Source organism: Flavobacterium sp. N502540 (assembly GCF_025947365.1).
GTDB lineage: Bacteria > Bacteroidota > Bacteroidia > Flavobacteriales > Flavobacteriaceae > Flavobacterium.
In genome coordinates, this window is sequence record NZ_CP110012.1 from 3,330,695 (window position 1) to 3,352,619 (window position 21,925).

Sequence of the window (21,925 nt, forward strand, 5' to 3'; positions counted from 1 at the left end):
AGAACAGTATGTCTGGATTATTAGCTGTTATAGGTAAAGGTAAAGACCCACAACTCGTAAAAGAGCTTTCTGCAAGAATGTCGCATCGTGGTCCTGATGAAAGTGATTTGCATATTATGGAAAATGGCAGTATTATTTGCCATGAAAGTTTGTCGATTATTGATTTAAAATCAGGTAAGCAGCCTATTCAGGGAACTAACAAGGCCTGGATGGTACATGATGGAGAGATCTACAATTATCAGGAACTAAAAGATACAGTCTTAAAAGAGCATAGCTTCAGAACAAAATCAGATTCAGAAGTTATCGTGCATTTATATGAAGAATTTGGACATAAGTTTTGTCATATGCTGGATGGTGATTTTGCTTTTGTAATTGTTGATGGAGATAATTATATAGCTGCCAGAGATGCAGTTGGTGTAAAACCGTTGTATTATGGACTGGATGAGAGAGGGAGAATTTATTTTTCATCAGAAATGAAGTCCATTTCAGATCAGTGCAAATCCTTTTCAACTTTTCCTCCGGGGCACTATTATACCGGTAAAACCGGTTTTGTAAAATACTACAATCCCGAATATGAAGACCACTCCAAAGCCAATCAAAAATTAGATTTAGATTTAATTCGTAATACTTTAATTGAAGCAACCCGTAAACGTTTAATGAGCGAAGTTCCTGTGGGAGTATTACTTTCAGGAGGATTAGATTCTTCATTAACATCAGCAATTGCTGCGCGATTATTGAAAGAAAACGGAGAAAAACTGCATTCGTTTTCTATCGGATTAGATGCTGATGCACCTGATAATAAAGCAGCAAGATCTGCGGCAGCATTTTTAGGGACAGAACATCACGAAATCTATTTTACAGTTGAAGAAGGAATCGAGGTTTTAGAAAAAGTAATCTATCATATTGAAACTTACGATATCATCTCGGTGCGATCAGGAGTGCCATTGTATTTGTTGTCAAAGGTAATTGCTGATAAAGGAATTAAAGTAATTCTTTCCGGTGAAGGTGCCGATGAGGTTTTTGGAGGTCATTTGTATTTTAGAAATGCACCATCGGCAGAGGAATTTCAGGATGAAACTATCGAAAGAGTACAAAAATTGTTTACTGCTGATTTGTTGCGTGCCGATAAAATACCAATGGCACATGGACTGGAAGCGAGAATTCCGTTTCTGGACAAAGAATTTTTAGAGGCGTCAATCCGAATTAAAACCATAGAAAAACAACCCAAAACATACGATGGAATTGAAAAATACATTTTAAGAAAAGCTTTTGATACGCCAGACGACCCTTATTTGCCAGAGGAAGTTTTATGGAGACAAAAAGAACAGTTTTCGGATGGAGTGGGGTACAACTGGGTAGATGAATTGATTGAATTCTGCGCCGGACAGGTTTCAGACGAACAGCTTGCAGGAGCAAGTGTCGAATTTCCGTATAATTCACCGACAACTAAGGAAGCTTATCTGTACAGATCAATTTTTCATAAATTCTATCCACAAGTTAGTTCAGCACAAACCGTTAGAAAATGGATACCGAAATGGCAGGAAAATCAGGATCCAAGCGGAAGAGCTAATGAAGCGCACGTCAAAGCAGGTGTTGAAGCTTCGAAAGCAGGAATTATTGCTTAATAAAATATGCAAAGAGTGCTGTTTCTTAATAGATGGAACAAAATTATTATTGAAAATAAATTTTAAAAAAAATCCGGAAAAACATGTCAAATGTAGTTCCGGATTTTTTTTTATGATTTGAAAGAAGAAAAACGTTTAGTTGCCAAAACCTAAAACTTGAAACCTGAAACCTAAAACCTGAAACTTGAAACCTGAAACTTGAAACTTGAAACTTGAAACCTGAAACCTGAAACCTGAAACCTGAAAATTAAGATTTGAATCTTTGAACATTTCTAAAAACTAAGTTAATTATCGCTCACCGTGTTTAGGAAAAATATTATATTTGGTTACCATTAATAACTAACCAATTTAAACTTTACCTATGAGAAACTTATTGCTTAGCAGTGTTTTGTGCTGCTCACTAGCTTCGTTAAGTCCGGTGTACGCACAAAAAACTGACGCGCCAAAATATATTAAAAATGTTGAAGGAGTAAAAGAATATTCTTTGAATAACGGATTGAAAGTGCTCTTGATTCCGGATGCTTCCCAGAGTAATATGGTGGTGAATATTGTCTACAATGTTGGTTCCAGAAACGAAGGTTACGGAGAGAAAGGAATGGCTCACTTATTGGAACACATGCTTTTTAAGAGTACCAAAAACCTTGGAGATATTAAAAAAATGCTTTCTGAAAAAGGAGGGGCTGCTAATGGTACAACCTGGCTGGATCGTACCAATTATTATGAGGTTTTTCCATCGAATGATGAAAATCTGAAATGGAGTATTGAAATGGAAGCAGACCGAATGATCAATGCGACTATTTTACAGACTGATTTAGACAAAGAGTTTTCTGTAGTGAGAAACGAGTTCGAAATAGGAGAGAACAACCCTGACGGTGTTTTGCAGGAAAGAATACTTTCTTCGGCTTATTTGTGGCACAATTACGGGAAAAGTACCATTGGAAGTAAAGAAGATATTGAACGCGTAAAAGCAAACAGACTAAGAGTTTTCTATGAGAAATATTATCAGCCGGATAATTCAACCTTGATAATCGCCGGAAAATTTGATGAGAAAAAAGCACTACAATATGTAGGTCAATATTTTGGAAGCATTGCAAAACCTAAAAGAGTTTTGGATAAAACGTATACAATAGAGCCGGCGCAAGATGGCGAAAAATACGTGGAGCTGAAAAGAGCCGGAGACAGCAAAAATATCGGAGCATTGTATCACACCGCAGCCTATGCAGATAAAGACTATGCAGCAATTGATGCTCTGGGTGAAATTTTAACAGCCGATCCATCTGGTTATTTGTACAAATCACTGGTAGAAACTCAAAAGATTTCCAGTATTTATTATTGGCAGCCAACCACCAGAGATGCCAGTTTTGTGTATTTTGGAGTAGCTGTTCCTAACGATAAAGATGTAGTGTCGACAAAAGAACTGGTAAGAGCCGAACTGGATAAAATTGGATCAACCAAATACACAGATGAAGACGTAAGCAGAGCTAAAGCTAAAATTATCAAGCAAATTGAAGGGATTAAAAATAACACCATTTCTTTTGCCATAAATCTTACCGAAATTATTGGTGCAGGTGATTACAGATTAGGTTTCCTGTATAGAGATGCAATCGAAAAACTTACAAAAGAAGACATACAAAGAGTTGCTGAAAAGTATTTTAAAAGTAACAACAGGACTGTCGGAGTATTTATTCCTTCAAAAGACGAACAAAGAGTTAAGCCGGTTGAATATACTGACGAGCAATTAGCGGCTTTTACTAAAGATTACAAAGGAAAAGCACTTGAAAAAGAAGCAGCTCCGTTTGAAGCTTCTATTAAGAATCTGAAACAAAATTTTGTTGAAGGAAAGCTAAGTAACGGTGCTAAGTATGGCTTGATTAAAAAAGAAATTAAAGGAGGAAAAGTTCAGGCAGCATTTAAATTTCCGGTAAGTAATGAAAAGGATTTATCCGGAAAAGCAGATGTTGGGGCTATTTTAGCTCAATTGTTAAAGACCGGTACAACTACACGTACGAAAGAACAAATTAGTGATCGTTTAGACCTTTTGAAATCAAGTTTGTCATTTGGTTTTTCAGGACAAACATTAACCGTGAATGTTAGTACCTATAAAGAAAGTTTTAAGGAAGTAATGGAGATTTTAGGAGATTTATTGACTAATGCTACCTTTCCGCAAAATGAGTTAACCAAAACAATCAGTGAATATAACACTTATTTAGAATCGAGTTTAAATGATCCTAATTCTGTGGCATTTATCGAGCTTTCCAAACAAACCTCTAAATATTCAAAAGAGAGTATTTTCTACACTGCGACTGTTCAGGAGCAAATTGATGCTTACAAAAAGATAAAACAGCCTGAAATTGTTGATTTCTATAAAAATATTTTAGGAGGAAATAATGGAGTAGGGACTGTAGTGGGAGATTTAGAGGCCAAATCTACGGCTCAGATTTTAGAAAGTGCTTTCGGTAAATGGAATTCCAAATCAAAATATGAAAGAGCAATACCGACATATTTTGAAACTAAAAAAATAGACAAAGATTATATTACTCCAGATAAGGAAAATGCTGTTGCAATGGGGAAAATCAGTTTTAAAATGACTCAGAAAGATGCTGATTATCCTGCTTTTGTGATGGCCAATGAAATGTTAGGAAGCGGAGGTTTTTTAAGTGCAAGAATACCGATGCGATTGAGAGAAAAAGAAGGAATCAGCTATGGAGCAGGATCATTTGTAAACGTACCTGTCACCAATGATGTTTCGTATTGGGCTTATTACGCATTTTTAAATCCAACTAAGAAAAATGCCGTTGAGATTGCTGCAAAAGAAGAAATTGCAAAAGCATTAAAAGAGGGCTTCACAGCAGAAGAGCTAAAATCAAATCTGGTGAGCTGGCTTAATGAAAGAAAAACCCGATTGGGTGATGACGGAACTTTAATGGATTTGACGAATGTTTATCTGCAATACGGAGTTCCTCTGGAAGATTATGATACTCTGGAAGCTAAAGTTAAAGCCTTGAAAATCGAAGAGGTAAATGCGGTTGTGAAAAAGTACTTAAGCTTAGATAAAATGACTTCTATTTATGCGGGAGATTTTAATAAAAAACAATAAAGTTTAGAAAAATCAATTTAAAAAATCCAAATTCCAATTTAAGGAGTTTTAAATTCAAGGAAACCGAAATGCATTTTAGAATGTTATTTCGGTTTTTTTATACGGTTTAAAAAAATGGGCGTTTTGCAATTTAGGCTTTATAAAATCAATTGATTTTTTACTGCATTCTAATTTTTTGGAATTTGGAATTTAAGAAAATTGGAATTTAAGTGTTCTTTTAGGCATATTTTTAGGTTTTTCAGACAATTGTGTTGATAACTTAAGTGCTTTAAATAGTAATTTAACGGATATATAATTTGCGTTTTTATATATTTGCGTGTTAGACAATAAATACATTTTTTAGAATAAATTATATGAGCGAAGAAATCAAGAAGAACAATTATTCAGCAGATAGTATTCAGGCATTAGAAGGAATGGAGCACGTAAGAATGCGTCCATCGATGTATATTGGAGATGTGGGAGTTCGAGGGCTTCATCATTTGGTTTATGAAGTTGTAGATAACTCTATTGATGAGGCGATGGGAGGACATTGTGATACCATTGGTGTTGCAATAAACGAAGATGGATCAGTAACAGTTGAGGATAATGGTCGTGGTATTCCGGTTGATTTACATAAAAAAGAAGGTGTTTCTGCGCTTGAGGTTGTAATGACTAAAATTGGAGCCGGAGGTAAATTTGATAAAGATTCTTATAAGGTTTCCGGAGGTTTGCACGGAGTAGGGGTTTCGGTTGTAAATGCCCTTTCTGTTCACATGAAATCTACCGTTTTTAGAGAAGGAAAAATCTACGAACAAGAGTACGAGAGAGGTAAATCATTATATCCGGTAAAACAAATAGGAGAAACAGAAAAAAGAGGTACACGTCAGACTTTTTACCCTGATAATACTATTTTTACACAAACTACAGAGTTTTCTTATGATACTTTATCCGCTCGTATGCGCGAGCTATCTTTTCTGAACAAAGGAATTACAATCACTTTTACAGATAAAAGGGAAGTAAATGAAAAAGGAGAATTCAGAAGCGAAGTTTTTCATTCTACAGAAGGACTAAAAGAGTATATTCGTTATTTAGACGGTAATCGCGAGCCAATTGTTTCGCATGTAATCAGTATGGATCACGATAAAGGAGAAATTCCGGTTGAAGTGGCACTGATTTACAATACAAGTTATACTGAAAATATTTTCTCTTACGTAAATAACATCAATACACACGAAGGAGGAACGCATTTACAAGGTTTTAGAAGTGGTTTAACAAGAACCCTTAAAAAATATGCTGATGCATCCGGAATGTTGGATAAATTGAAATTCGAAATTGCGGGAGATGATTTCCGTGAGGGATTAACTGCTATTATCTCGGTAAAAGTTGCAGAACCTCAATTTGAAGGTCAGACCAAAACAAAATTAGGAAATAGAGAAGTAGTTTCTCCGGTTTCTCAGGCTGTTGGAGAGATGTTGGAGAATTATTTGGAAGAAAATCCAAATGATGCCCGAGTTATCATTCAAAAAGTAATTTTGGCAGCTCAGGCGCGTCACGCGGCTAAAAAAGCCCGTGAAATGGTACAGCGTAAAACCGTTATGGGCGGTGGTGGATTACCGGGAAAACTTTCAGATTGTTCAGAGCAGGATCCTGCAAGATGTGAGGTTTACCTTGTCGAGGGAGACTCGGCGGGTGGAACTGCTAAACAAGGTCGTGACAGAAACTTTCAGGCAATTTTACCCTTACGTGGTAAGATTTTGAATGTGGAAAAAGCGATGCACCATAAAGTATTCGAAAATGAAGAGATTCGAAATATCTTTACTGCTTTAGGGGTAACAGTTGGTACTGCAGAAGACAGTAAAGCCTTAAATATTGAAAAATTAAGATACCACAAGGTAATCATCATGTGTGATGCGGATGTCGATGGTAGTCACATCTCTACCTTAATATTAACGTTCTTCTTCCGTTTCATGAAAGAGCTGATCGAAGAGGGTCACGTTTATATCGCTGCACCGCCTTTGTACTTAGTTAAAAAAGGAAACAAGAAAGAATATGCATGGAATGATGTTCAGCGCGATCAGGCCAACGAGAGAATGGGTGGAAGCGCCGCAATTCAGCGTTATAAAGGTCTTGGAGAGATGAACGCGGAGCAATTGTGGGAAACAACAATGGATCCGAACTTCAGAACTCTGCGTCAGGTAACCATTGATAGTTTGGCTGAAGCTGACCGAGTTTTCTCTATGTTAATGGGAGATGAGGTGCCGCCACGTCGAGAATTTATCGAGAAAAATGCAGTTTACGCTAATATCGATGCGTAATAAATTTTAATCATCAATTCGTTTAATTGTTTAAATTTACTTAAACGATTAAACGAATTGTCGATTTATCAAACAAACAAATTAATTAATAACCGATAAAGTATAAAATATGAAAGTTACCATTGTAGGAGCAGGAAATGTTGGAGCTACCTGTGCAGATGTTATTTCTTATAGAGGAATTGCAAGCGAAGTAGTGTTGTTGGATATTAAAGAAGGTTTTGCCGAAGGGAAAGCGTTGGATATTATGCAATGTGCCACAAATACAGGTTTTAATACCAAAGTATCTGGGGTGACCAATGATTATTCTAAAACTGCCGGAAGTGATGTAGTAGTTATTACATCTGGAATTCCAAGAAAACCAGGAATGACCCGTGAAGAATTAATAGGTATAAATGCAGGAATTGTAAAAACAGTTGCCGAAAACGTACTGAAATATTCTCCGGACACTATAATAGTTGTAGTTTCTAATCCAATGGATACGATGACGTATTTGGCATTGAAATCTACGGGAGTACCAAAAAACAGAATTATTGGTATGGGTGGAGCGTTAGACAGTTCTCGTTTCAGAACCTATCTTTCATTAGCTTTAGATAAACCGGCAAACGATATCTCGGCAATGGTTATAGGAGGGCATGGTGATACTACTATGATTCCATTAACCCGTCTGGCTTCTTATAACGGAATTCCGGTAACTGAATTTCTTTCGGAAGAAGTATTGCAAAAAGTAGCTGCCGACACTATGGTGGGCGGAGCAACACTTACAGGTCTTTTGGGAACATCAGCATGGTATGCACCCGGAGCTTCTGTAGCTTATCTGGTAGATAGTATTTTGAATGATCAGAAAAAAATGATCGCCTGCTCTGTTTTTGTGGAAGGTGAGTACGGGCAAAATGATATCTGTATAGGTGTACCTTGTATAATTGGTAAAAACGGAGTGGAAGAAATATTAGGCATTCAGTTAAACGATCATGAAAAAGCCTTATTTGCGAAAAGTGCAGATGCGGTGAGAAGCATGAATGACGCTTTAAAATCGATTTTAGTATAACGAATTTCGTAAAAAGAGGAAAAGGCTGCACTTTTGCAGTCTTTTTTTTGAGATTAATTAATAAATAAATTGGTTAATCTTTTCGTTAATTATATATTTGCTCGGGTTAAAAAAAATGTTGTAATTCGTGATCTTGATTTTTTAGTTCTTAAAAATCATATCAGGGCTTATTCTATGGGACTTTAAAACAAAAACAAACAATAAAAAATAATTAATTTTTAGTAATAATGCAGAATAAAGGACTTATTAAATTTTTCGCAATTCTATTTGCATTGGTAAGTATTTACCAACTCTCGTTCACTTTTGTGGCCAATAGTGTCAAAAGTGAAGCTAAAGCTTTTGCAGGAGATAATCCTGATAAAGAATTAAAATACTTAGATTCTATTGGAAAAGAAAAAGTGTTAAACCTTGGTTTTACTGATTTTACTTATAACGAAGTAAAAAACAAGCAACTTAACAAAGGTCTTGACTTAGAAGGAGGAATCAATGTGATTCTTCAAATCTCTGTTAAAGACGTTTTGAAAGGATTAGCAAACAATTCTAAAAATCCGGTATTTAATAAATCATTAGCTGATGCAACTGCAAATTTAGAAGGAAACAAAACCTATTTAAATAAGTTCTTTGAAGCTTTTGAGGCTAACTCAAAAGGATCGGTAAAATTAGCTTCACCTGATATTTTTGCAAACAGAAGTTTGCAAGGAGAAGGTGGTGTAGATTTTCAAATGTCTGATGCGCAAGTTCAAAAAGTAATTAAGAAAAAAGTTGACGAATCTATCGAAAGTGCTTACAAAGTACTTAGAGAGCGTATCGACAAATTTGGTGTTACTCAGCCAAACATCCAAAAATTAGGAGAAACAGGAAGAATCTTAGTAGAGCTTCCAGGTGCTAAGGATGTAGATAGAATTAAGAAATTATTAGGAGGAAAAGCTCAGTTAGAGTTTTGGGAAACTTTTAAAATCGAAGAAATTGGTAATTTCTTAGTAGCTTCTAATGAGGCTTTGAAAAAGACTGAAATCAAAAAAACAGAAACTAAAGCTGTTGTTAAAGATTCATTGAATGCTTTATTAACGGATAATGCTAAAGATTCAGTTGATACTAAAAAAGGAAACAACCCATTATTTGACAAAATGTTAGGTCAGGGTGGTGGACCAGTTTTAGGATATTTTGCTCCTAAAGATACTGCTGCTGTAAATGCTTACTTTAAAAGAGCAGATATCAGAGTTTTATTGGGTGCTGACCAACACAATGCAAAATTTGTTTGGAGTAAACCAACTACAATTAAAGATGCAAAAGGAAAAGATATTGAAGCAGTTGAATTATATGCTTTAAAAGGAAACAGAGATAACGTTCCTGCGATGAGCGGTGGAGTGGTTACAGATGCAAAAGATACTTTTGACCAATTAGGAAAACCAGCTGTTTCTATGCAAATGAACAGCCAGGGAGCTAAAGTTTGGGAAGAATTAACAGGAAGAGCTTTCTCTCAAAAAGGATACATTGCTATCGTTTTAGATAATATTGTTTACTCTGCGCCAGGTGTTACAAGCGGACCAATTGCCGGAGGTAGATCTGAGATCACCGGATCTTTTGATGTTGCTGAAACTAAAGATTTAGCTAACGTATTAAATGCAGGTAAATTACCGGCTTCTGCTGATATTATTCAATCAACAGTTGTAGGACCATCTTTAGGTCAGGCAGCAATTGATGCAGGTACAATTTCTTCTGTATTAGGATTCTTATTGGTTTGTTTATGGATGGTATTCTATTATGGTAAAGCTGGTTGGTATGCTAACCTTGCGTTATTATTAAACTTACTTTTCCTTTTTGGAATTATGGCAAGTTTTGGTTTTGTATTAACATTACCAGGTATTGCAGGTATCGTATTAACATTAGGTACTGCGGTAGATGCGAACATTATTATATTTGAAAGAGCAAAAGAAGAATTACGTGAAGGTAAATCATTGTCTGAAGCGGTTGTAGCTTCTTACGGATGGCACGGAGCAATGCGTTCTATTATTGATGCAAACGTAACGCACGTTTTAACTGGAGCAATCTTGTTTATTTTCGGTACAGGACCAATCAAAGGTTTCGCATTAACATTATTGATTGGTATCGTAACTTCATTGTTTACATCCATCTTTATCGCAAGAATTTTTATTGACAGAAACATTGCTGGAAAAGGAGATTTAACTTTCTCTACAAGTGTTACTAAAAACTGGTTTACAAACTTCCACTTTGACTTTATTAAAATCAAAAAATTCACATACATCTTCTCTTCAATTGTAGTTGTTGTGAGTTTAGTTTCTATCTTTTTCGTAAACGGATTAGATGAGGGTGTTGATTTTGTTGGAGGAAGAACATTCCAGGTGAAATTTGAAAAACCTGTTGATGCTACTGTAGTATCAGATGAATTGTCTGCTGCTTTCGGTACTCCGGTTGAGGCGAAAATTTTAGGTGATGACGATCAGTTGAAAATCACAACTAAATATAAAATTAAAGAAGATGGTGTAGCTATCGATGAAGAAGTGAACCAAATTTTATACAAGTCGTTAACGAAATATTTCCCTAACACTTCTTACGAAAAATTCATCAACTCATTTGATGGTAAAAAGATTGGTGTTGTACAGCAATCTAAAGTTGGAGCTTCTATTTCTGAGGATATCAAAACAAACTCTTACTGGGCTGTATTAGGTGCAATGGCAGTTATTTTCTTATACTTAATGATCTCTTTCCGTAAATGGCAATATTCATTAGGTGCAATTGCAGCGGTAGCGCACGACGTTATCTTTGTATTAGGAATCTACTCTTTATGCTACAAATTTATGCCTTTCCACATGGAAATGGATCAGCACTTTATTGCGGCTATCCTTACCGTAATTGGTTACTCTATGAACGATACTGTAATTGTATTCGACAGAATTAGAGAGTTCATCATCGGAAACCGTAAAGGAAGTTTTGAAGATATCGTAAATGCTTCTATTAATACTACATTATCAAGAACATTGAATACGTCATTAATGATGATCATTGTATTATTAACAATGTTTATCTTTGGTGGAGAATCTATCAGAGGATTTATCTTTGCAATGTTAATTGGTATCGTAGTAGGAACTTATTCATCATTATTTATCGCTACACCAGTATTGGTTGACACGATTTCAAATGATGATAAACATACAATCGAAGACAAACACAATAAAGCATAATCAGATGCTTAAGATATAGAAAAAGATCCGGTGAAAGCCGGATCTTTTTTTTGTGCTATATTTAGGGTAGTAAAAAAAGTATTTATGGGGAGAAAATTACTAGTGATTCTAATTGTTATTTTTAGCACATTTAAAGCCTTAGGACAGACTAAAAACGAAAAGCTGGCCATAGGAATCAATTATGGTTTTGGGAGCGAATTTAACAATAGAAATTTCACGTTTACCAATCATTTTTATAAGATGGAATTGCGCTATCGGGTTAATGAATCAAAGTATTTTAAATATGAGGTTTTGGTACAGCCCGAAGTTAATTTTGGAAGACACCAACTGATGAATTTTTACTTTGTAAAGCCGGACAGACGTGATTATCTTGAAAAGAGGGAAGAGTATACGAAGTTGAAGGATGTGCATGAGTATGTGTTGAATCTTGGCTTTTTGGTCAGGAAACCAATTGGAAAAGTTTTCTCTGTTTATGCTTCAGGAAGTATTGGACCAATGATTACAGATACAGAAACAGAAAGAATGTCTAAAGGTTTTGCTTTTGCAGATGTTTTTGCGATGGGTTTTTCGGTTCAAATGAATCGCTTACAGCTGGATGCCCGTGGTAACGTTCGGCACGTTTCAAATGGAGGGCTAAATGCTGAAAATGCGGGATATAATACCAGAAATATTGAATTAGGTATTTCGTATTTCCTGTAAATAATAACGAATCTATGAAATTGGGATTTGCTCTGAAAGAGCTATGGCAATAGCATAGTGCGTAGCATTATGAATGATGATGGCAATTATGAGTTACGCCCTGAAAGGGCAAAAGCCTGATGGCAAAGAAAATCTTCCAGCATATTTTGTATGAGATTCCCTAAGAATTTGAATGTTTTTTTGTTGAGATTTAGGTGCGAAAATGGCTTTTGCCCTTTCAGAGCAATTTTATATCTTAATCTAACTTATAGTGCTTCGCACTATGCTTATGCTTTTAGGACTTTCGGTTCTATTCTCTCTCAACTTTTGCTCCTGATCCAAAAAAAGTGTCCGATAAATTGAATTATCGGACACTTTTTTTATAGTTTTTTATCGAATGGATTAAGATTCTGCTAAAGGATTTCTTTGTGCTCTAATGATAAAGAAAAGCCCGATAATGATAAACGGAATACTTAACCATTGTCCGGTAGAAAATAGACCTAGTTCGTTTTCAAATCCGCCCTGACTTTCTTTTACAAATTCTACCACAAAACGTACTGCAAATAAAAGTACCAGGAACAGTCCGAACAATAATCCTGATTTTAGTCTTGCGTTCGTTTTCCAGTATAAGAAAAACAAAATCGCAAAAACAAATACATAGCTGATAGCTTCATATAATTGTGTTGGGTGTTTTGCCGGAACCTGAGCCAGTAAATCGGCAAATTTAGGATCTGTTGCGATAGCGGTGTATGCAGCTTTAGGATCTGCAATTTGAGTAGCATTTACAGCTTCGTTTTTACTAAATTGATCGTGTAAAAAACGAATTCCAAAGGCAGATTTTGTTTCATGTCCGATAATCTCAGAATTGAAAAAATTTCCTAGACGAACAAAAATAGCACCACTGGCAACCGGAATTACAACACGGTCTAAAATCCATAATAATGGACGTTTCAAAATCATTTTGCTATAATAATACATGGCAGCAATGATGGCAATAGCTGCGCCATGGCTCGCTAATCCCTGAAATCCGGTAAATTCAAATTTTGGCTCGAATCTAACAGGTAAGAATATCTCAAGTAAATGATTTCTGAAATATTCCCAATCGTAAAATAAAACATGTCCTAATCGGGCACCTATTAACGTCGCTAAAACAGTCCAGACAAATAAAGAATCTAATTTGTCGATAGATTCGTTTTCGCGTTCGAAGATCTTTTTCATTAAAAACCACCCTAGTCCGAAAGCAATTACGAACATTAAACTGTAATAACGAATCATAAAAAATCCTAGATCGATTCCTTCTGAAGGATTCCAAACGATATTTAGGGGCTGTGTCATGTGCTGTTGTTTTTTGTATTTTGTAAAAATAGATATTTAAAGTAGTGTTGCTCTTTATAAAAAGTTAATGTTTGTGTGAACATTTCTTCTCAGGAACGGGGTCGTAACCAGTTCTTCCCCAAGGGTGACAGCTTAAGATTCTTTTCATGCCCAGATAACCTCCATAAAATAAACCATGAGTCTGCAGGGCTTGGATCATGTAAGTGGAGCATGTAGGTTCAAATCTGCAACTCGCCGGAGTAAAAGGCGATATTGCAGATTGATAAAAGCGGACTAATAAAACAAATGGAGTGATTACTTTCATGATTTATTAGGAAATGAGTGATTTATATAGAGAAGCTGGTTCCTTCTTTTCCGTCTTTCAATTGAATTCCCAGACCAATCAATTGATCGCGAATCTGATCTGAAAGAGCGAAGTTTTTATCAGCTCTGGCCTGATTTCTCATAGCGATAAGCATGTTTACAGTTCCTTCCAGTTTGTCGGTATTTCCGTCAGCAGCTTTGTCATTGGCTAAACCTAAAACATCAAAAACAAAAGCATTAATTGCAGTTGTGAAGGTGTTTAAATCTTCTGCTGAGATCGTTTCTTTTCCGTCTTTCAGTAAATTGATATAACGAACCGCTTCAAACAATTGCGCAATCAGAATTGGTGTATTGAAATCATCATTCATGGCATCGTAGCACAATTGTTTCCATGCTGCAATGTCTATAGAACTTGTTGTACCTGCTGAAATTGTAGGTAAAGCATCTACAGCTTCCATTAGTCTTTTATAACCTTTTTCGGCAGCCACAATAGCATCATCAGAAAAATCTAGTATGCTTCGGTAATGTGCCTGTAACATGAAAAAACGGGTTACAGACGCCGAAAAAGCTTTGCTTAGGATGGTATTGTCTCCGCTTAAAATCTCTCCCGGTAAGATGTTGTTTCCGGTTGATTTTGCCATTTTCTTTCCGTTTAAAGTCAGCATATTGGCATGCATCCAGTAGTTTACCGGAGACTGACCTGTGCAGGCTTCGTTTTGTGCGATTTCACATTCGTGATGTGGGAACTTCAAGTCCATTCCACCTCCGTGAATATCGAAATGATTTCCAAGATATTTGGTGCTCATGGCAGTACATTCTAAGTGCCAGCCCGGGAAACCATCACTCCATGGCGATGGCCATCTCATAATGTGTTCTGGTTCTGCTTTTTTCCAAAGCGCAAAATCCTGTGGGTTTCTTTTGTCAGATTGTCCATCAAGATCGCGGGTGTTTGCCAGCATATCTTCGATATTTCTACCGCTTAAAATTCCATAATTATTGGTTTCGTTGTATTTCACAACGTCAAAATAAACCGATCCGTTTGCTTCATAACCAATTCCGGTATCGATAATTTTTTTGATGATTTCGATTTGCTCAATAATGTGCCCGGTAGCAGTTGGCTCAATGCTTGGCGGTAAGAAGTTGAAGGATCTTAATATATTGTGAAAATCAACGGTATAGCGCTGAACAATTTCCATAGGTTCTAACTGCTCCAATCGTGCTTTCTTGGCAATCTTGTCTTCGCCTTCATCTACATCGTCTACAATATGCCCTACATCGGTAATGTTACGCACATAACGCACTTTGTAATCAAGGTGTAAAAAATACCTGAATATCACGTCAAAAGACATGAAAGTTCTAACATTTCCTAAGTGTACATTGCTATAAACCGTAGGTCCGCAAACATACATTCCAACGTTTCCTTCATGTATAGGGTTGAAACTTTCTTTTTCACCCGAAAGTGAATTGTATATTTTTAGATGTTGAGCTGTGTATAAAGGCATTTTTTTGTCGTTTAATCGTTTATTTGTTTAACCGTTTATTTGTTTACTGTTGAATCGCGTAACGTTCTGTAATTACTTAAGTTTTATTCTTTTGAAAGATAGTATTTTTTTAAACTGTTTATCTGATTGCAGATTTTTTCTATTTTTTCTCGGGTTTCAAGATATTCTGTCTCGGAAAGATAGTTTAAATCTCTGGAAATTATCAAATGATTTAAAGTTTCCATCGCTGACGAATAAGAAATAGTTAAAAAATGAGCTTTGTCTTTATTCGTATTTCGCGACGTGCCTTCTGCAATATTTGTTGCAATTGACGATGAACTTCTTTTTATTTGAGAAGTGATTCCAAATAGCTCATTTGGCGGGAACGTATCAGTCAATTTGTAAATGTCTAATATAAACATTCTTGCATTTTGCCAAACTTCTAATTTCTCAAAAGAAAACGTGTACATTCTTTTCTGTTTAATTGTTGATTTGTTTAACCAGTTAATCGAAAGTTTTACTCAAAGAAAAATGGGATTAAACAAATCAACGATTCACCGATTCAACTAGAATTGTGTATCCAGTTTTATATAGTCCAAAAGTTCTCTTTTAATTTGCGGATCTTTAAATCTACCACCAAATTCAGAGGTTACTGTGCTGCTTTCGATATCTTTGATTCCTCTGGAATTTACGCAAAGGTGTTTCGCGTCGATCACGCAGGCTACATCTTCGGTTCCAAGTGCTTTTTGTAATTCCTGAACAATTTGCATGGTTAGACGCTCTTGCACCTGAGGTCTTTTTGCATAATATTCTACAATACGGTTCATTTTGGATAAACCAATAACTCTTCCGTTAGAAATATAAGCCACGTGAGCTCTTCCGATGATTGGCAGTAAATGGTGCTCACAAGTAGAATAAACCGTAATGTTTTTTTCTACCAGCATTTCACCGTATTTGTAGTTGTTGTCAAAAGTAGAAGCTTTTGGCTGTTTTGAAGGATTAAGACCTCCAAAAATTTCTTTTACAAACATTTTGGCTACTCGGTTTGGAGTACCTTTAATGCTGTCATCCGTCAAATCCATTCCCAGAGTTTGAAGGATGTTTTCAACATCTTTTTTTATTTTTTCTATTTTTTCGTCGTCACTTAAGTCAAAAGCATCCGCTCTTAAAGGATTTTTTGCGTTACTGCTAAAGTGATTGTCTCCTATTTCGTCTAAAAAATCTTCGTTATTTATCATTAAAAACTTACTATTAGTATGGGTATTTCTTTTTAAGGCGGTAAAGATAATTAATAAATGGTAAACCTTTTCTATGGTTTTTACTATTTAATTGCGGCTTTTGCTATAAAATTCAAATTGTAGAGAAAATGTGGTTTCTTTTAAATACAAAAGACAATAACACAGCATGTTATTGTCTTTTTAAAATTTTATATTCAGACCTTACTTCTTATTGTAAATCAAAAGAGCTTCTTTTAGAATGTTTACAGCAGTAATTAAATCTTTTTTGTTTAAAACGTACGCAATTCGAACCTGATTCAGTCCCATTCCCGGCGTTGAGTAAAATCCGGCAGCGGGAGCAACCATAACGGTTTCGCCATTCAGATCATAACTTTCTAAAAGCCATTGCGCAAAATCTTCAGAATTGTCAATCGGTAATTGTGCGATACAGTAAAAAGCCCCTTTAGGTTTCGTCACAATAACGCCTTCGATTTTATTTAATTCGGCGATTAAAGTATCACGACGCGTTCTGTATTCGGAAATTACCTCGTCAAAATAACTTTGTGGAGTATCTATTGCCGCTTCACAAGCGATTTGCTCGATTGTAGGAGGGCTCAGACGTGCTTGTGCAAATTTCATTACTGTTGCCAATACTTCTTTATTTTTGGTTACCAGACATCCAATTCTGGCACCACACATACTATAGCGTTTAGAAACCGAATCGACCATGATTACGTTTTGCTGAACATCTTCCAGATTCATTACAGAAAAATGTTTATCGTCTCCATCATATAAAAACTCGCGATAGACTTCGTCAGCAATTAGGTATAAATCGTGTTTTTTGATTAAGCCTGCCAATTGTCTGATTTCTTCTTCAGAATATAAATATCCGGTTGGATTTCCTGGGTTACAAATTAAAATGGCTTTTGTTTTTGTAGTAATAAGTTTTTCAACTTCGTCAATACTTGGTAAAGCAAATGCAGTTTCGATAGTTGAAACTAAAGGAACGACAGTTGCACTTGTTGAAGATGCAAATGCATGGTAATTAGCGTAAAAAGGTTCCGGAATGATAATTTCATCTCCCGGATCTGTAATTGTGGCCAGCGCAAATAGTAAGGCTTCAGAACCACCAGTTGTAACAATGATGTCTTCTGTATTAACGTTTACATTTTGGCGCTGGTAAAATTGAGCTAGTTTTTTTCTATAGCTTTCATATCCGGCTGACGGACTATATTCTATAAGAGTTAAGTCAATATTTTTTACCGCCTCGATGGCCACTTCGGGTGTCTTGATATCCGGTTGACCAATGTTTAAATGATACACTTTGTGTCCTTTTTTCTTTGCTAAATCAGCAAAAGGAGCAAGTTTGCGTATCGGTGATTCGGGCATGTTTCTGCCTTTGTGAGAAATTGTTGGCATAGGTTTTCTTTATTGAAGTGCAAATTTGCATTTTTTTTTCGAATTTAACGTAAACATTACGGGTACTTATTAATTTGTAGTAATTATCGATATTTTTAGTAATTTTATCTTAAAATTTTATCAATGAGAAAACATTTTATATTGTTTTTTGGGCTTTTCACAGCTTTTGCACTTCAGGCGCAAGAAGATTTTCAAATAGAAAAGCGTGCCTCTAAGGTTACCATACCTTTTACATTAATTAATAATCTGGTTTTTATTCCTATAAAGGTAAATGGAGTAGAACTAAATTTTCTGTTGGATTCGGGGGTTGAAGAAACCATTTTGTTCAGTATGGAAGAAAAACAGGAGGTTAGTTTTAAAAATGTTCAGAAAATTAAGCTGAGAGGTTTAGGAAGTGAAGATGAAATTGAAGGTTTGAAATCGACGAATAATGTTTTGGAAACCCATGGTTTAAGATCGAACAATCATTTACTGTATGTCATTCTGGACCAAACTTTTAATTTATCATCACACATTGGAATTCCGGTGAATGGTATTATTGGATATAAATTTTTCAAAAACAACCTCGTTGAGTTAAATTATCAAAAGAAGAAGATTGTAGTTCATCAGAATAATGAAGAAGCTCTTAAGAGACTGAATAAAAAATTTGAAGCAGTTCCGATTACGATTGAAAGATCTAAACCGTATCTGTACACAACCGCATTTGTGGAAAATGTTGCTGTACCCGCAAAAATGTTGATCGATATTGGTAATAGTGATGCTTTTTGGATTTTTAAGAATGATATTATAAAGCTGCCGGGTAAAAATTTTCCTGATTTTCTGGGAAAAGGTTTCAGCGGTGACATTGAAGGACATCGTGCCAAAATTGAAAAGTTTTCTATTGGAGAATTCAATTTTAAAAACCCGATAGTGGCATTTCCGGATTCGAGTTCGATTCGGAATGTAAAGATGGTGCCCGGACGAATAGGTTCTGTTGGTGGAGAAGTTTTAAAACGATTTACTGTCGTGTTAGATTATGCGGATAAAACATTGTATCTTAAGAAAAACAGTAAATTCTCAGAACCTTTTACGTATAATAAAAGTGGAATTACAGTGCAGCATAACGGACTTCAGTGGGTTCAGGAAACGGTTCATCTGGAGACGGTAAAGGTTGTTAATTCAGTTGAAGAAGCAGGTTATGGCACTAAAAAGAATGATGATTTTAGATACAAGTTCTCCTTAAAACCGGTTTACGAAATTGTAAATATTCGTAAAAACTCAGCCGCAGAACGTTGCGGATTGAGAGTGGGGGACATCATTGTTCGTATTAATCACACACTTCCGTATAAATACACTTTACAACAGATCAATTCACTTTTAAAATCTGAAGAAGATGTTTGGATAGATTTAGAAATAGAAAGAAACAGTCTCCTTTTAAAATTCAGATTTAAACTGGAAGATGAACTGTAACGGGGATTAACGCTATTTTTTTGTAGAGGCGTTTTGTAAAGATTTAATTATTAAAGCAAGCTTTAATTGTTTAATATACATTATTATTTCGTTATGTTTGTAAAAAAATAACCGGAAGTCTATGGTGAAAAAATACACTAGTTTCTTGCAATTCGCATTGTTTTTTATTGTTATGCTGGTTTGTGTTTCAAAAGTTCAGGCACAATGTGCGGGGAGCGATGCGCAAAATATAATTTGTGATATTGAAGATCCGGTCAATCAATCAATCTCTTTGTTTTCATTATTAGGAGGTACACCAACTCCTGGGGGAACCTGGACGGATAATAATAATTTAAGAGGTCTGGATTCTGCTACAGGAATGTTAAATGCCCAGCTTATTTCAAGTGGGGGAACTTACCAATACACCTATACCGTAACAACGCCGGGATGTGTTGTAAATAAAGCGACCGTAACCTTAACTATTGGCGCATATTCAGGAATTGGAACTGAAGCTACAATCTGTAATGACAGAGGAGAGTATAATCTTTTTACGGCATTTAATAGTGTTATTATGGGACCGCATTCCAACGGAACCTGGAGGGATAGTAGCGGTAGGATTGTAAGATCTACGTTCACGGTACCAAAGGTACAAGTGAAGACCACTTATAATTTTACTTACACAGTGCCGCCTGTACTGGCATGCGAATCGGTACCACTTACTTCGGCAGTGAAGATAACGGTTGTAAGGAAGCCGGAAGCCGGAGATCCAACAGATAAAGAATTATGCGGTACGACTGATTTGGGACCTTACGCTAATTTTGACCTGCACGACCTGCTTTCAGGGGAAGATATGGGAGGTAAGTGGAGTGGTCCCGGTATTACCGCGTCAACAGGCCATACCGTTAATCTTCAGACATTGTTTGCTACATCCGGAGCGGGAGAGTACTCCTATACTTACACAGTTTTTGCAGTTCCGGATCAGAATATCTGTGAAAATGATATGGAAACGGTAAAAATTACACTGGAAAAGAGATTAGATTTTACCGGCGCGAAGTTAGTTGTAGATTCCGATATTTGCGAAGATAAAATTGCAACGGCATCCTATACCGCAAGAATTAAAGAAGGACCGCAAGCTATCCCGAACGGAGAATATGAGGTTCAATATACTATTACAGGACCTACCGTTGCATCAGCGACGGTAAAGGCTAATTTTACAAATGGGGTACTGGTATTCCCGCTTAGCTCTAATTATTTTAAGCAAATAGGTACATTTAACGTTACAGTAACCAGTATTATAGCTACATCCAGTAAAAAATTATGTACCAATATAATTGGTAATTTATCAGATGACTTAATCATTAGTCCATTGCCGCGTTTAGATGGAGCAGTGTTAACAACTACTCCAATTTGTCAAAATGAGGCAGCAATAATTCAGCTTTCAAATGCTTCGTTATTGGCTAATGGAACTTACAGAATTACGTATAATCTGACGGGAGATAATGTTGTTACCGGTAGAACAGCAAATATTGCAGTTTCCGGCGGCAGTGCAAACTTTGTAATTCCGGCGAGTTTAAATGTAAAAAGCGGATCGTCAGCAATTACGATAACAAGTATCACAAACATTACGAATCCATCTCCCCAATGTTCGAATGTGGCCAATGTAAAAGGGACTCAGATTATCAATCCTTTGCCGGATGCGTCAACTGTTGTCGTACAGGTTGAAAACTTTTGTTTTGGAGAGCCAGTTCTCGTAGCTGTTTCCGGATTAGGGAATCTGACAGATGTTACACTCTCTTACACGCTTTCTGACAGCAACTCTTCTGCATTACAGACAGTTGTTTTAGCAGTTACAAACGGAAAAGCTACTTTTGTTATCCCTGCAGGATTGCTTTTAAATACAGGTTCGACAAGAATTAAGGTTCTTAATGTGAAAAACAATGTGACATCCTGTGATATCGATTTGGTTAATGTGTCGGATATCTTTATGATAAATGTAATTCCTGAAGCTCCACTTGCAGCAAGTCCGCAGATATTTTGTAAAGTGGAGGGAGCGGTAATCACAAATTTAACGCCACGTGGAGCCCAGTACAAATGGTACAGTTCTGTTACGGCAGCTACACCGCTTTTAGACACTTATGTTTTAAAAACAGAGCAGCTTTATGTCAGAGAGATTTCTGCTGCAAATTGTATTTCTGCACCAACTCCCGTTTCGGTTGTGGTAAACGATACGCCGGCTCCAACGCTGAATTCAGGAGGAGAAAATTTTTGCGGGTTAAAAAATCCTACGATTGCAGATTTATCCAAAGCAACCAATGTCTCTTCTACAGTTGCGTGGTATGATGCCGAAAATAACGGTAATTTATTGACTTCAACAACTTTGCTTCGCGATAAGGCAACTTATTATGGTTTTGATCTTTCGGTTGTAACCAGTTGTATTTCTGATAATTATTTAGGAGTTACAGTTTCTTTATTCGATTGTAATCCGGATGAATATGCCTTTTTTATTCCTGACGGATTTTCACCAAATGGAGATAACGTAAATGATACTTTCAGGATTCCGGATATAGAATTTTTATACCCGGATTATACTCTTGAAATCTTCAATAGATATGGAAGTGTAATGTTTAAAGGAAATAGAAATAAACCCAATTGGGACGGAAGAAATTCCGAATCGGCCGGTTTTGGTGACGGAATCGCGCCAAATGGAGTCTATTTTTATGTGGTCAATTTTAATAAAGGCAACAGACGTCCACAGCAGGGCCGACTTTACCTGAACAGATAATTTCCTTTTATAGTATTT

The 21,925-nt window shown here is 36.1% G+C and carries 14 protein-coding genes; 8 read left to right on the forward strand and 6 right to left on the reverse strand.

Annotated elements, in window-relative coordinates; all coding sequences use genetic code 11:
• Positions 1-8 precede the first annotated feature (8 nt).
• The 6 genes from asnB to OLM58_RS14100 all read left to right on the forward strand — a co-directional run bounded on the left by asnB (position 9) and on the right by OLM58_RS14100 (position 11,963).
• A complete protein-coding gene (gene asnB / locus OLM58_RS14075; protein ID WP_264529416.1) occupies positions 9-1,625 on the forward strand; it encodes an asparagine synthase B in 1,617 nt (538 codons plus the stop codon).
• 361 nt (positions 1,626-1,986) lie between these two features.
• A complete protein-coding gene (locus OLM58_RS14080; RefSeq protein WP_264529417.1) occupies positions 1,987-4,722 on the forward strand; it encodes a M16 family metallopeptidase in 2,736 nt (911 codons plus the stop codon).
• 353 nt (positions 4,723-5,075) lie between these two features.
• Positions 5,076-7,016, forward strand: coding sequence for a DNA topoisomerase (ATP-hydrolyzing) subunit B (gene gyrB / locus OLM58_RS14085; protein ID WP_017495356.1), 1,941 nt, complete (start codon positions 5,076-5,078; stop codon positions 7,014-7,016).
• Between the two features lie 109 nt (positions 7,017-7,125).
• Positions 7,126-8,061, forward strand: coding sequence for a malate dehydrogenase (gene mdh, locus OLM58_RS14090; RefSeq protein WP_264529418.1), 936 nt, complete (start codon positions 7,126-7,128; stop codon positions 8,059-8,061).
• 227 nt (positions 8,062-8,288) lie between these two features.
• A complete protein-coding gene (gene secDF, locus OLM58_RS14095) occupies positions 8,289-11,264 on the forward strand; it encodes a protein translocase subunit SecDF (protein ID WP_264529419.1) in 2,976 nt (991 codons plus the stop codon).
• Positions 11,265-11,348: 84 nt separating this feature from the next.
• Positions 11,349-11,963 carry an acyloxyacyl hydrolase gene (locus tag OLM58_RS14100; RefSeq protein WP_264529420.1) on the forward strand — a complete coding sequence of 205 codons (615 nt, stop codon included), beginning with the start codon at positions 11,349-11,351 and terminating at the stop codon, positions 11,961-11,963.
• A 381-nt stretch (positions 11,964-12,344) separates the two neighbouring features.
• Here the strand turns inward: OLM58_RS14100 and lgt are convergent, their stop codons facing one another.
• The 6 genes from lgt to OLM58_RS14130 all read right to left on the reverse strand — a co-directional run bounded on the left by lgt (position 12,345) and on the right by OLM58_RS14130 (position 17,697).
• Positions 12,345-13,277 (reverse strand): prolipoprotein diacylglyceryl transferase, encoded by a 933-nt coding sequence (gene lgt, locus OLM58_RS14105; RefSeq protein WP_070906974.1) that lies wholly within the window; start codon positions 13,275-13,277, stop codon positions 12,345-12,347.
• 64 nt (positions 13,278-13,341) lie between these two features.
• On the reverse strand, positions 13,342-13,581 hold the full coding sequence (yidD, locus tag OLM58_RS14110; protein WP_070906973.1) for a membrane protein insertion efficiency factor YidD: 240 nt from the start codon (positions 13,579-13,581) through the stop codon (positions 13,342-13,344).
• 22 nt (positions 13,582-13,603) lie between these two features.
• Complete coding sequence (cysS, locus tag OLM58_RS14115) at positions 13,604-15,082, reverse strand: cysteine--tRNA ligase (RefSeq protein ID WP_264529421.1); 1,479 nt, start codon at positions 15,080-15,082, stop codon at positions 13,604-13,606.
• An 83-nt stretch (positions 15,083-15,165) separates the two neighbouring features.
• Entirely contained in the window at positions 15,166-15,531 is a 366-nt protein-coding gene (locus OLM58_RS14120; protein ID WP_264529422.1) for a four helix bundle protein, read from the reverse strand.
• A gap of 96 nt (positions 15,532-15,627) precedes the next feature.
• A complete protein-coding gene (folE, locus tag OLM58_RS14125; RefSeq protein WP_264529423.1) occupies positions 15,628-16,299 on the reverse strand; it encodes a GTP cyclohydrolase I FolE in 672 nt (223 codons plus the stop codon).
• A 201-nt stretch (positions 16,300-16,500) separates the two neighbouring features.
• The gene (locus OLM58_RS14130) at positions 16,501-17,697 is read right to left on the reverse strand and encodes a pyridoxal phosphate-dependent aminotransferase (protein ID WP_264529424.1); all 1,197 of its coding nucleotides are present in this window, start codon (positions 17,695-17,697) and stop codon (positions 16,501-16,503) included.
• 123 nt (positions 17,698-17,820) lie between these two features.
• On the opposite strand from OLM58_RS14130, the gene OLM58_RS14135 reads away from it, so the two are divergent.
• Positions 17,821-19,146: a PDZ domain-containing protein gene (locus tag OLM58_RS14135; protein WP_264529425.1), complete on the forward strand. Its 1,326-nt coding sequence runs from the start codon at positions 17,821-17,823 to the stop codon at positions 19,144-19,146.
• A gap of 121 nt (positions 19,147-19,267) precedes the next feature.
• Positions 19,268-21,907 (forward strand): gliding motility-associated C-terminal domain-containing protein, encoded by a 2,640-nt coding sequence (locus OLM58_RS14140; RefSeq protein WP_264529426.1) that lies wholly within the window; start codon positions 19,268-19,270, stop codon positions 21,905-21,907.
• The last annotated feature ends 18 nt before the right edge of the window (positions 21,908-21,925 follow it).

Excerpts from the sequence above, each read along its gene's own strand:
- OLM58_RS14100 (WP_264529420.1), top strand. The coding sequence starts at position 11,349 with ATGGGGAGAAAATTACTAGTGATTCTAATTGTTATTTTTAGCACATTT.
- OLM58_RS14080 (WP_264529417.1), top strand. The coding sequence starts at position 1,987 with ATGAGAAACTTATTGCTTAGCAGTGTTTTGTGCTGCTCACTAGCTTCG.
- mdh (WP_264529418.1), top strand. The coding sequence starts at position 7,126 with ATGAAAGTTACCATTGTAGGAGCAGGAAATGTTGGAGCTACCTGTGCA.
- OLM58_RS14140 (WP_264529426.1), top strand. The coding sequence starts at position 19,268 with ATGGTGAAAAAATACACTAGTTTCTTGCAATTCGCATTGTTTTTTATT.
- gyrB (WP_017495356.1), top strand. The coding sequence starts at position 5,076 with ATGAGCGAAGAAATCAAGAAGAACAATTATTCAGCAGATAGTATTCAG.
- OLM58_RS14130 (WP_264529424.1), bottom strand. The coding sequence starts at position 17,697 with ATGCCAACAATTTCTCACAAAGGCAGAAACATGCCCGAATCACCGATA.
- folE (WP_264529423.1), bottom strand. The coding sequence starts at position 16,299 with ATGATAAATAACGAAGATTTTTTAGACGAAATAGGAGACAATCACTTT.
- OLM58_RS14135 (WP_264529425.1), top strand. The coding sequence starts at position 17,821 with ATGAGAAAACATTTTATATTGTTTTTTGGGCTTTTCACAGCTTTTGCA.
- secDF (WP_264529419.1), top strand. The coding sequence starts at position 8,289 with ATGCAGAATAAAGGACTTATTAAATTTTTCGCAATTCTATTTGCATTG.
- OLM58_RS14120 (WP_264529422.1), bottom strand. The coding sequence starts at position 15,531 with ATGTACACGTTTTCTTTTGAGAAATTAGAAGTTTGGCAAAATGCAAGA.
- lgt (WP_070906974.1), bottom strand. The coding sequence starts at position 13,277 with ATGACACAGCCCCTAAATATCGTTTGGAATCCTTCAGAAGGAATCGAT.
- yidD (WP_070906973.1), bottom strand. The coding sequence starts at position 13,581 with ATGAAAGTAATCACTCCATTTGTTTTATTAGTCCGCTTTTATCAATCT.
- asnB (WP_264529416.1), top strand. The coding sequence starts at position 9 with ATGTCTGGATTATTAGCTGTTATAGGTAAAGGTAAAGACCCACAACTC.
- cysS (WP_264529421.1), bottom strand. The coding sequence starts at position 15,082 with ATGCCTTTATACACAGCTCAACATCTAAAAATATACAATTCACTTTCG.